11 protein-coding genes are annotated in these 11,251 nt (G+C 38.1%); 5 read left to right on the forward strand and 6 right to left on the reverse strand.

The window, feature by feature from the left end:
- Positions 1–324: 324 nt before the first annotated feature.
- Positions 325–1,767 carry a hypothetical protein gene (locus AC012T_RS13940; protein WP_487059181.1) on the reverse strand — a complete coding sequence of 481 codons (1,443 nt, stop codon included), beginning with the start codon at positions 1,765–1,767 and terminating at the stop codon, positions 325–327.
- A 92-nt stretch (positions 1,768–1,859) separates the two neighbouring features.
- On the opposite strand from AC012T_RS13940, the gene AC012T_RS13945 reads away from it, so the two are divergent.
- On the forward strand, positions 1,860–5,084 hold the full coding sequence (locus tag AC012T_RS13945; protein ID WP_487059183.1) for an alpha-mannosidase: 3,225 nt from the start codon (positions 1,860–1,862) through the stop codon (positions 5,082–5,084).
- Positions 5,085–5,417: 333 nt separating this feature from the next.
- On the opposite strand, the gene psbN is transcribed toward AC012T_RS13945, so the two are convergent.
- Positions 5,418–5,555 (reverse strand): photosystem II reaction center protein PsbN, encoded by a 138-nt coding sequence (psbN, locus tag AC012T_RS13950; RefSeq protein ID WP_042464920.1) that lies wholly within the window; start codon positions 5,553–5,555, stop codon positions 5,418–5,420.
- 235 nt (positions 5,556–5,790) lie between these two features.
- Here psbN and psbH point away from each other — a divergent pair, with 235 nt between their 5' ends.
- From psbH to pth, 3 genes are all read left to right on the forward strand, one after another.
- Positions 5,791–5,994: a photosystem II reaction center phosphoprotein PsbH gene (gene psbH, locus AC012T_RS13955; protein WP_015214502.1), complete on the forward strand. Its 204-nt coding sequence runs from the start codon at positions 5,791–5,793 to the stop codon at positions 5,992–5,994.
- A 248-nt stretch (positions 5,995–6,242) separates the two neighbouring features.
- Positions 6,243–6,515 (forward strand): TatA/E family twin arginine-targeting protein translocase, encoded by a 273-nt coding sequence (locus AC012T_RS13960; protein WP_438889048.1) that lies wholly within the window; start codon positions 6,243–6,245, stop codon positions 6,513–6,515.
- Positions 6,516–6,535: 20 nt separating this feature from the next.
- On the forward strand, positions 6,536–7,177 hold the full coding sequence (gene pth / locus AC012T_RS13965) for an aminoacyl-tRNA hydrolase (protein WP_487059185.1): 642 nt from the start codon (positions 6,536–6,538) through the stop codon (positions 7,175–7,177).
- Positions 7,178–7,294: 117 nt separating this feature from the next.
- Here pth and rpsU read toward each other — a convergent pair whose 3' ends face one another.
- The 4 genes from rpsU to AC012T_RS13985 all read right to left on the reverse strand — a co-directional run bounded on the left by rpsU (position 7,295) and on the right by AC012T_RS13985 (position 10,050).
- Complete coding sequence (rpsU, locus tag AC012T_RS13970; protein ID WP_015214505.1) at positions 7,295–7,471, reverse strand: 30S ribosomal protein S21; 177 nt, start codon at positions 7,469–7,471, stop codon at positions 7,295–7,297.
- Positions 7,472–7,589: 118 nt separating this feature from the next.
- Positions 7,590–8,465, reverse strand: coding sequence for a 16S rRNA (cytidine(1402)-2'-O)-methyltransferase (gene rsmI / locus AC012T_RS13975; RefSeq protein ID WP_487059187.1), 876 nt, complete (start codon positions 8,463–8,465; stop codon positions 7,590–7,592).
- 489 nt (positions 8,466–8,954) lie between these two features.
- Positions 8,955–9,566, reverse strand: coding sequence for a PH domain-containing protein (locus AC012T_RS13980; RefSeq protein WP_487059188.1), 612 nt, complete (start codon positions 9,564–9,566; stop codon positions 8,955–8,957).
- A gap of 49 nt (positions 9,567–9,615) precedes the next feature.
- Positions 9,616–10,050: a DUF29 domain-containing protein gene (locus tag AC012T_RS13985; RefSeq protein ID WP_487059190.1), complete on the reverse strand. Its 435-nt coding sequence runs from the start codon at positions 10,048–10,050 to the stop codon at positions 9,616–9,618.
- 48 nt (positions 10,051–10,098) lie between these two features.
- Between AC012T_RS13985 and AC012T_RS13990 the strand changes: the two genes are divergently transcribed.
- Entirely contained in the window at positions 10,099–10,962 is an 864-nt protein-coding gene (locus tag AC012T_RS13990; protein WP_487059191.1) for a sugar kinase, read from the forward strand.
- The last annotated feature ends 289 nt before the right edge of the window (positions 10,963–11,251 follow it).

Below are 11,251 nucleotides of genomic sequence, written 5' to 3' on the forward strand. Positions count from 1 at the left end.
AGGTAAACGCAAAGTGACGCAGAGTTTTTATTGAAGTTTTCGCTTTGATTTTTTTTATCTTCATAAGGTCGAGATATTAACGGTTTTTCAAAAATCCAAACATCAAATAAGAATCCTCATCTTTAATCCTGCTAATCCTTAAATCCTGTAAATCCTGATTCAGACAAAAATTAAAACATCAAATAGAAATCTTAATCCTGCTAATCCTTAAATCCTGTAAATCCTGATTCAGACAAAAAATCCAATAATCAAAACACCAAATAAGAATTCTCATCTTAAAATCCTGCTAATCCTTAAATCCTGTAAATCCTGATTCAGACATTTTCACCTTACCTGTAATAACCCTTTAAAGAAATAAATCATATTCATAAATATCATTTCTAGCCACAGCATGACATGATCTAACCATGCTAAAATTTGCTCTAAGGGATGTATTTCGTATCCTAAAAATGTGGCGGTGGTTTCTATCCAATCTGGTTGAATTTGACGTTGATTTTTTTTATCAGTCTCAACTTGGGGATTAGCACCTACTTTTGATGATTTTTTATTTCTAAATACACCTTTTTTTGATTTTGGTAAAAAGTCTAGCTGAGTATCTTCGGTAAATGAATTAGCAGTTAAATCAGAATTTACATCATCAGCATTTATTTCTACATCACCAAATAAATCACCATAATTCAACCAAGCATCTCTTATTAAATCAGATTGCGGTAATTGATGATTTTGGTTAACCTGTTTTGCAGGTTGAATCGGTGGTTTTTCTGCATTTGCTTGATTATCAATTTGGTGGATGTTTCTACCACCAAAGAAGTAATTTATTGCCGCTTCAATTAAGGCTGGAATATTCGGAGTTTGATTTTCCAAATCATTAGCATTAAATGAATTATTTTCTCTGGCTTCTAGCTGTTCTCTACCATAGATAAATATGTCAAGTTGGTTTTTAGCACTTTGAATAATTTCCTGACTACGTTGTTTTACAGGTGCTAAAGATGTAATTTCCAACTTGGCGATAACGTTATCTAGTAATGCTAGAAGTTTACCAGGATAAGCTGGAAGATTTACTACAATATTGTTTTCAGATAAATTCGTGATATCTGAGTTATTTTGACCAGTTAACTTTGTTAATAAGCGGTCAATTTCTGGTAGTAGTTCTTGTTCTCTTTTATCTTCAGCTAATATTAAGGAATAACTATATTCAGCGATTTCGCTATTAATTTTATCTGTGATTTTTGTCTGTTGTTGAATTGTCAAAACATCGAGAATTTTGTTATCGTTGCTAATAAGTACCAAATTACGATTTTCCAAATTTACCGCAATTCCTAGGACTTTTGGTATATGCTTCTGGAGTGTGTTTTCTGGTGATAGAGATTTAGTAATATTAGATTCAGGCTGATTTTTAACAGCTTTCCACAAACCAAAACGTGTAGCTGTTTCCCGCAAGCTATCACCCAATAATTTCAATTGGTTGACATTTTGTATATTTTGTGTATTAGAAGCTGCGGCAGATGGTAGATTTTGAACTAACTCTAGTACGTGCTGAATGGGTGCATCAACAGGCGGAGGAGTTTGTGGTTGTAGCCTTTTTCCTGCTAGTTCATCTGGCTGAAACAGTTGATAAAGTGGGTAAAGTAGGGCTTCTACACTCCATTTGGTAGCAACTTGCAAATTGCGGAAGGAGTTTTCCCACTGCTGTGTCAACCGCTGAGATTGCTGGTTGAAAAAGTTAAATAGTTTACTTTGATAACGACCTGAGGAACCAGAAGACATGGTAGAGATTTGTTAGTGTGAGTGTGATTAAGTTTTGAGACTCCCACAAAACTGTTAGTTATCGTCAGTCAGTGCCATCATCTTAGCGAAATATGACTCTTCCTGTTTATCCATTCGATACTAAATCTATATCAGAAGCGATCGCAAAGTTACGCGCTTGCTGTCAAGTTAATATCCAGTCCTGTTGGTTTTATCAGCAGGTTGACTGGGGAATTGACGAGGTGATGAATTCAGATTTGTCTGTTTGGGAACCTGTACAGCTAAATGATAAAGCCCATGTTGCTTGGACTGGGGGGAAGCAGGTGCTGTGGTTGGTGCAAAAGCTGGTTGTTCCCCAAGATTTACAGGGTTATGATTTAGCGGGTTTGTCTTTGCGGTTGGCTTTGGTTTGGTGGGCTGATGCGGCAGAGATTTATGTTAATGGTAAGTTGGTATTGGCTGGTGATTTGTTTGATTGTTCACCTAGAGTGCTTTTAAGTCAAGGGGTAAAAACTGGAGATGAGTTTTTGATTGCTTTGCGCTTGGTGAGTCCGGGACATTCTGATGGGGCTTTGGTGCGATCGCTCTTCGTTTACGAGTCTTTAGGTTATGATAGGCTAGATCCGGGCTTTCTGGCTGATGAGTTGGCCGTTGTTCAAATATTTTTGCAGCAGTTATCACCTGATAAGTTATCTGCTTTGGTTGAAGCGGTTGAAGAGGTATTGAACCGCGAAGGCACAGAGGACACAGAGGAAGAGTGGGAAAGTGTTCTTTTTAATCTTCGTGAGTCTTTAATTCAATCCAAAATCCAAAATCTAAAATCTAAAATCCACCTGTTGGGTCATGCTCATTTAGATTTAGCATGGTTATGGCCTGTTTCTGAAACTTGGAATGCTGCGGTAAATACTTTTGAGTCGGCTTTAAGTTTACAGGCTGATTTTCCTGAGTTGGTTTTCTGTCACACTACTCCGGCTTTGTATGCTTGGGTTGAGGAACATCGTCCTGATTTATTTGAGAAGATTCAAAACCAAGTTAAGACGGGGAAGTGGGAAGTTTTAGGTGGGTTTTGGGTGGAACCAGATTTGAATCTGATTTCTGGTGAGTCTATTGTCCGTCAGTTGTTATATGGACAGCGTTATTTTCAGGAGAAGTTCGGGAAAGTTTCTCCTGTGGTTTGGGTTCCTGATACTTTTGGTTTCTGTGCGACGTTACCTCAATTTTTCACAAATGCGGGAATTGAGTATTTTGTGACTCAGAAATTACGCTGGAATGATACTACTAAGTTTGATTATGGCGCTTTTTGGTGGCGATCGCTTGATGGTAGTCAAATATTTAGTTTTATGTCTGCGCTGATTGGCCAAACTATTGATCCTGTTAAGATGACTCAATATGCCTGTGAATGGGAATCTCAAACGGGTTTACATGATTCTCTTTGGCTTCCTGGTGTTGGTGATCATGGTGGTGGGCCAACTCGTGATATGTTGGAAATAGCCAGACGTTGGCAAGATTCTCCTGTTTTCCCGAAATTAGAATTTACAACTGCGGAAAAATATCTGCAATTAATAAAATCCCAAAGTCAAAATTTACCGATTTGGGAAGATGAGCTTTATTTGGAATTTCATCGCGGATGTTATACTACCCACGCAGACCAAAAACGCTGGAATCGCAAATCTGAAAATCTTTTATATGAAGCTGAGTTATTTGCAACTTTAGCAAATGTTGTCTGTGGGGTGACATATCCTCAAGCAGAAATAGAAACTGCTTGGAAGCAAGTTTTATTTAATCAGTTTCACGATATTTTACCCGGTTCTTCTATTACTCAAGTCTATGAGGATGCTTTACCGGAATGGCAACAGGTGGAACAGGTGGGAAAAAAGATCTTAGATCAATCTTTGAGAGCGATCGCATCTCACATCAATTTATCACAACCACCACAACCTAATAGCATACCCATCATAATTTTTAATTCTCTCAACTGGCAACGTTCCGAGGTCGTCAGCGTTACCTTACCCGCAACGATTTTAACATCATCCCAGTCCACGCAGGTGGACTTTGATTGTATAGCCCCAGAATTCTATTCTGAGGGTAATTCTAATCTAAATGATATAAATCCAGAATTCTATTCTGAGGGTAATCATAACCCATCATGGAAAATTTACGACATTGACGGAAACCAACTTCCGTCCCAAGAAAGTGAAAACTCTTTATTATTTCTCGCTACTGTCCCATCTGTAGGATATAGCATCTATTGGCTTTCCCCCTCTCCCCATTTTCCCACCTCACCACCCCATAACCCCGAATGGATATTAGAAAATCAATATCTGCGCGTTGAGGTCAACTCGGAAACAGGAGATTTAACAAGTGTATTTGACAAAATCCAAAACCGTGAATTTCTCAGTGGTGCAGGAAATCAACTCCAAGCCTTTCAAGACAGTGGCCAATATTGGGACGCTTGGAACATTGACCCCAATTATAGCGAACATCCTTTACCCCCAACCCAACTCAAATCTATTCAATGGCTAGAAAATGGAGAAATACAACAACGTCTGCGCGTAGTTCGTCAACTCGGAACATCGGAATTTTGTCAAGATTACATTCTCCAAGTCGCTGCACCACTGCTGAAAATTTCTAATATTGTAAATTGGCAAGAAAATCAAGTATTAGTTAAAACAGCTTTTCCTCTTAACCTCGAAGCCGATTTTGCCACTTATGAAATCCCCTGCGGTGCAATTCGTCGTTCTACAAATCCCCAAACCCCCGCAGAAAAAGCAAAATGGGAAGTTCCGGCTTTACGTTGGGCAGATTTAACCACAAATTCATCTACAGATAAATACGGTGTGAGTTTATTAAATGATTGTAAATATGGATACGATGCTAAAAGCAATCAACTCCGTCTTACACTTCTGAGAAGTTCCAACTGGCCAGATCCAAAAGCTGATAGAGGAACACATGAATTTACTTACACTTTATACCCTCATCTTGAAAGTTGGGAACAAGCAGATACAGTCAAACACGGTTATGAGTTGAATATTCCATTACAAGTTTTAGTCAATCCAGAAAATCAACAATCTGCATTGAACTTTTCTCAAAACCAAAGTTTTCTCAATTTATCAGATGAGAATTTAATTTTAATGGCTTTGAAACCCAGTAAAGATAATCCGCAAAAATTCATAATGCGCTTTTATGAATGTCACGGAAAAACAGGGAATTTATCTCTAGAAAGTGATTTATTCACATTAGGAGAAGCCGTTGATTTATTAGAAAACCCGATAAATCAAGAAGTTGATAAAATTGCACCTTGGAAAATTGCTACTTTTGCAATTAAACCAAAAACATAGGCTGATATCATGTCCGCCTAATCACTTACAATAAAATATATGTGTCATACTGAGCGGAACGTAGTGCAGCTTATGGCTAACGCCACGCTGTGCTATCAGAATGACAAGCATTTTACCGGACGTGATATGAGTTGCTGTCTGAATCAGGATTGAAAAAATCATATTTTCAACCAACATCCTGTAAATCCTTAAATCCTGTAAATCCTGATTCAGACAAGGAAAATTACGATACCAACTAACATCCTGTAAATCTTGTAAATCCTGATTCAGACAATAAAAATTTTAACCATGAGGGTGGGCATTGCCCACCATAAAGTCAAATCAATCACGTTTCTAATCTTCGTGGTCATCAAAAGGATCATCTAACTGAGTGCTAGGAGGCCCAAATGAGGTGTAAATTGCCATACCAGTAATTACCAGTAGTGCTACACCGACAGAAATACCAATAACTAAACCAGGTTCTAAGTCCATAAGGTTAGGCATATATTATGAGAACTATGTTATAGAATATTACAAAAATTAACGCAAATACAATCAAAGTATTGCCCGAACTCAGGTAAACGACCCTACCCTCATAGTGGTATTATCGTCATAGTCAGAATAGCCCCAGTTGTAAGGTGAAAATCCTGCTGAAATATTGCAGAACTTTACAATGGGCAGCAATAAGAAAATTAATAAAGCTTTGGCAACTGATCTTAGGTGAACTATGGCACAACGGACTAGGTTGGGAGATATCCTCAGACCCTTAAATGCTGAGTATGGTAAGGTGGCTCCAGGTTGGGGTACGACACCTTTAATGGCTGTTTTTATGGGTTTATTTTTCGTATTTCTGCTAATTATCCTGCAAGTTTACAATAAGTCACTGTTGATTCAGGATGTACTTGTTGATTGGCGGAGTTTAGGCGGTTAACTGCTATACAGCCCTCAGACTTGGATAACAAGTTAGCGTCCACCCGGCTCGTCCGGGTGTCTTATATTTCGTAGGTGCTTATTTGTTTAAGTATGACCAATAATTTCTTGATGCTACAAGCCCCCGGATAAATCCGTGGAATCAACCCGAAATCCAAAATCTAAAATCCAAAATTTGGATGACGGCTCAATTAATCCTAACTATTGATTAAACTACAGATGTAATGTCAGGTTTTGTGGCAGGTTGAAATGAATATATTTGGTATTGGTCTACCAGAAATGGCTCTAATTATGGTAGTGGCGCTGTTAATCTTTGGCCCCAAGAAGCTACCTGAAATTGGTCGGAGTGTGGGTAAAACAATTCGTAGTTTCCAAGAAGCTTCTAATGAATTTCAAAACGAGTTCAAACGGGAAGCTGAACAGTTGGAACAAGTTGTGAAAACAACTGCTGAATTGGAAACAAAACACATTGAAGCTGCTGCACCACAGCCAGAAAATGCTGGTTCCTCTCCCAGCAGCTAGGAAAATACTGCATAGCAAAAATGACAGAAGTTGAGAAGCAACCTGCTTTGGTAATTCCCCAGCTAATTGTCGGTTTGGGGAATCCAGAGCCTAAATATGACCAAACTCGCCATAATATTGGCTTTGCGGCTGTGGATGTTTTAGCGCGTGCTTGGCAAATTCCACTGGCGGAAAATCGTAAGTTTCAGGGAAATTTTGGTGAAGGTATCGCACCTGGTGGTGGTAAAGTTCGTCTGCTGAAACCTCTAACTTATATGAATCGCTCAGGACAGTCTATTCAAGCGGTAACAAGTTGGTATAAATTACCGCCTGAGTCGGTTCTGGTAATTTATGATGATATGGATTTACCTTTGGGAAAAACTCGTCTGCGTTTGTCTGGTTCTGCTGGTGGACACAATGGGATGAAAAGTACTATTTCACATTTAAGTAGCCAAAATTTTCCCCGGTTACGAATTGGTATTGGTAAACCTAAAGGTGCCGCTGATGATAATTCTGAGACTGTCTCTCATGTGTTGGGGCGGTTTTCGGCTGCGGAAAATAAATTGATGTCTCTCGTGCTGGAGTTTGTGGTTGAGTGTGTGGAACTCAGCTTTAAACAAGGTGTAGAAAAGGCTATGAATCGTTGTAATAGCCGAACTTTTGAGATTAACCCAGGTGGCTAGTTATCTAGATTTAGGCTGGTAATTGGTAATTGGCAATGGGTAATAGGTAAACTTTTTGTCACCTGCTATCACACCATTACCAAGCCAAATAATTGAATGAATGTTTAAAAAGAATGTTTAAAAACGACGTTTGCGTCTAGCTGAGACTGCTTTACGTTTGCGTTTTTCTTGGGGAGTTTCAAAGTGCTTATGATACTTTACATCGGCTAATATACCAGCTTTGGAGACTTGGCGTTTAAACCGACGGAGGGCTGAATCTATTCCTTCGTTTTCTCCTAAAACCACCTGGGTCATGCTCAGTCTATCCTCAATTTATCAATAATTTCCATTGTAATATTAGCCTCAAACTTAGCAAAGCCATTTAGTCCAAAGAATACTAATTTGTATTATGTCTTTCTCTCTGATTTTCCCGTTATTCCAAATTTGTTTCCGATTCAGAAGTGATGTCTATAGCTAAGGCTAGTTGATAGAGTTGACGACGGGATACTGCTGTATCTTTAGCTAATTGTCGGCTGGCTTGCGATCGCGATACGCCTTGTTTCATAATCTGTAATAATTCGGCTTTGAGTTCTGTTTCTGTGAGTTGGGGTTGACTTGGTGGTGTGCCGGCAACTAAGAGGGTATATTCACCTTGGGGTTCTTTTTGGGTGTAATGTGCGATCGCATCGCCAATTGTCCCCCGCCAAAATTCTTCGTATAATTTAGTTAGCTCTCGTGCTATAACAATAGTGCGATCGCTCCCCAAAACTGTAGCTAAATCTTGTAAACTATCCCGTAAGCGGTGAGGTGACTCGTAGAAAATCAAAGTCCGGGGTTCAGCTTGCAAATATTCTAACTGTTGTCGTCGTTGCTGACTCTTAGCTGGTAAAAAGCCTTCAAAAACAAATCTGTCTGTTGGTAATCCTGCTGCACTTAAAGCCGTAATTGCCGCACTAGCACCGGGAATAGGCACAACTGTAATTCCCGCGTCAATACAAGCTTTTACCAATTCATAACCAGGATCAGATATTCCCGGCATTCCTGCATCACTCACTAGTGCGATCGCTTTACCATTAGTCAAATGCTCTAATAACTCAGGAATCCGACTATTTTGATTATGTTCATGGTAACTCATTTGGGGCGTTTTTACCTGAAAATGTTGCAATAATTTCCCCGTGTGGCGTGTATCTTCTGCCGCAATTAAATCCACCGTTTGCAAAATTCGCACCGCCCGAAAAGTGATATCTTCTAAATTGCCAATGGGCGTACCGACAATATAAAGTGTTGATGGTTTGGGGTCAGTTTGCATAAAGTATTTTACATGATAAAAAACAAAAATTCTAATTTATAATTTGAGTTGATTTGAAGAATATTTAACAACTCCTCAATTACATTAGCTTTTATAGCCAATCCCGTAGGGGCGGGTTTTCCCCACCCTCTATGTATTATTAGATCCTCAACTAAACACGTTTGGGAAATAGACTTTTGCAAAATCACGAAAAACTCAGATATGTAGAGGTAAAGCGCATTACTTAATAGTGTCAACTTAAGCTCAAATCTTGATGATATCTCGTTCCCAGTCTCCGACTGGGAATGCTATTACAGAGGCTCTGCCTCTGTTTTCATAGAAGGTAGAGCCTTCTAGAATTCATTTCCATACAGAGTATGGGAACGAGAAAGGGTGAAACTGATTATATTTTATAAGGCTTTCACGTTAAGTTGACACCAATGAGCTTTTGCTTTACCCCTACCTATAGAATCAAATGATTAAGCCTTTTTGAGTATATACAACTACCAATTAATTGTTAATAAACTTCTCAAAAATCTCACCAAAATCCTTACGCACATAAGTTTCATGGGCATACTTTAACCAATTAAAAGCATACCAGTTAATTGCCTTAAATTGCTCTTCTGAAGTAGATGTAGTTGTAGAACGACTAACTGTGGTCGCTGCTGTATTTAAACTAGTTTGAGCATATTGATGATAAAGGGCATTTTTACGTTGAATTGAAGCAATTTTCAGTAAAGCTTTGTACAAATCTTTTAAGGGCGCAATATAACTTTTAGCCACATCAATAGAATAGGATTGTTCACCCATTGTTAACTTGATTTCAATATCCATATCTATTGTTCCTGCGGTTTCTAACCTCACATCTTTAATAATGTGTTGACTATAGCTAAAACGTTTGAGCAAACGTTTTTTACTGACCGCAGAAGTTCCATCCAGATGAATTAAAGCTAGATTAGTAAAACAGTATTCATCAGTTTTTGACTTGATCAAAAAATAGATTTTTTCACCTTCTTCATGGATCACATAGTCATCACTATCAACTTTGTTATAATCTTCCGGTTTGATCACAGCACCAATATCACTCAAACCTAGTGCATCCATCGCCATATTTTTGAACATAATTTATAAATCTCCAGCAAGAAAACAACTTATACTTTTATAATGTTTATTATATATCAGTGGGTAAAAATTCAAGTGTAAAAATTTCTGTTAAGCTGTAAGGATAACTATCAGGAAATAAAGACAATCCAGTTTCTCGTTCAGTGCTAATAGTAGCAAGTTGATAAGCTTTATCCAGAAAATCGGCTAAAAATGATTTAAGACTTGGGTTTTCTGCGAGGAGTTTTTCTAAGCGTAAGCGTTGCTCTTTTATGGTTAATTGCCAACTTCGAGAACGCAAATTACGTTGAAATTGCCATTTGAGTAAGTGCATAAGTAATACCTCTAATCGACTTTCTAATTCCCGTTTTTCAGAACGTCCCATATCTTCAATCTCTTCAGCAATATGATGAAAATCAATTTGATTAAATTGTCCAGTTCGCAGCAAATGTGCTTGTTCTTGTGTCCAAGCATAAAAATCATAATCATGGGTGGTTAAATTCATAGATTCTCCTATCATCTACTTAATAATTAATAAAATTGCCAATTACCAATGACCAATTCTGCCCTATTTGTAGGTTTAATTACCCTAGATTTAATTTACCTTGCAGACTCATCTCCACAAAATAATCAAAAGCTAGTTGCTATTGACTATACAGTGGCAGCAGGTGGCCCGGCAACAAATGCGGCTGTCACTTTCAGCTATTTAGGTAATCAAGCTAAACTCTTAAGTGTGATGGGTTCTCACCCCATGATACAGCTAATTCAAACAGATTTGATCAATCACCAAGTTGCAATTCTCGACTTAGACTCTAATAAAAGTACATCACCACCAGTTTCTTCAATTATTATCACCCAAAATACTGGTGAAAGGGCGGTAATTTCCATTAATGCGGTCAAAACTCAAGCAAATAGCACCTCTATACCAGCAAATATATTAGAAAATATTGATATTGTACTTATAGATGGGCATCAAATGGCAGTTAGTCAAATTATTGCCCAAACTGCTAAAATTCAAAATATCCCAGTTGTGATTGATGGAGGTAGCTGGAAACCAGGCTTTGAAGAAATTTTACCTTTTGTTGACTATGCTATTTGTTCTGCGAATTTTTACCCCCCAAATTGCCAAAATCAAGAAGATGTTTTTACATATTTTCAGAAATTTAACATTCCTCACATCGCCATTACTCAAGGGGAAAAACCTATTCAATACTTAAGCGGTTATAATAATGGTGTGATCAATGTACCACAAATACAGCCCGTTGATACACTAGGAGCAGGAGATATATTTCACGGTGCTTTCTGCCATTATATTTTGCAAACAAGTTTTACAGAAGCATTAGCACTGGCCAGTCAAATTGCAGCAACAGCTTGTCAACATTTTGGTACACGCCGTTGGATGAATTCAACTTTGTAGAAAATCATGAATGTTTGTATTACCTAAAACTATGGGAATTTCCAAACTAAATAACTAAAAATGTAAACAATTAAGGCTCTACGGTACTTATTATGCTAAATTACCATTTGATAAGACCTGAGTTCGGTGTTAGGAGTTTCTCCTATGCCTACGGCACGGCTTCGCCGAACGGAGTTATGATTTTTAAGAGCGAGAGAATAAGGGTTTGAGACTCCTACTAGGGGTGAGTTTTCCACAAATTATCTTATGTCGAACTCAGGTTAGTTTAATGTGCAAAAAAATAATCTAG

The sequence above is a fragment of the Anabaena sp. EIM26 genome, assembly GCF_057568715.1.

Bases quoted from the DNA above. Each gene is read 5' to 3' on its own strand.
- rpsU (WP_015214505.1), bottom strand. From the start codon at position 7,471: ATGACCCAGGTGGTTTTAGGAGAAAACGAAGGAATAGATTCAGCCCTC.
- AC012T_RS13985 (WP_487059190.1), bottom strand. From the start codon at position 10,050: ATGAATTTAACCACCCATGATTATGATTTTTATGCTTGGACACAAGAA.
- rsmI (WP_487059187.1), bottom strand. From the start codon at position 8,465: ATGCAAACTGACCCCAAACCATCAACACTTTATATTGTCGGTACGCCC.
- AC012T_RS13990 (WP_487059191.1), top strand. From the start codon at position 10,099: ATGACCAATTCTGCCCTATTTGTAGGTTTAATTACCCTAGATTTAATT.
- AC012T_RS13960 (WP_438889048.1), top strand. From the start codon at position 6,243: ATGAATATATTTGGTATTGGTCTACCAGAAATGGCTCTAATTATGGTA.
- AC012T_RS13940 (WP_487059181.1), bottom strand. From the start codon at position 1,767: ATGTCTTCTGGTTCCTCAGGTCGTTATCAAAGTAAACTATTTAACTTT.
- AC012T_RS13980 (WP_487059188.1), bottom strand. From the start codon at position 9,566: ATGTTCAAAAATATGGCGATGGATGCACTAGGTTTGAGTGATATTGGT.
- psbH (WP_015214502.1), top strand. From the start codon at position 5,791: ATGGCACAACGGACTAGGTTGGGAGATATCCTCAGACCCTTAAATGCT.
- psbN (WP_042464920.1), bottom strand. From the start codon at position 5,555: ATGGACTTAGAACCTGGTTTAGTTATTGGTATTTCTGTCGGTGTAGCA.
- AC012T_RS13945 (WP_487059183.1), top strand. From the start codon at position 1,860: ATGACTCTTCCTGTTTATCCATTCGATACTAAATCTATATCAGAAGCG.
- pth (WP_487059185.1), top strand. From the start codon at position 6,536: ATGACAGAAGTTGAGAAGCAACCTGCTTTGGTAATTCCCCAGCTAATT.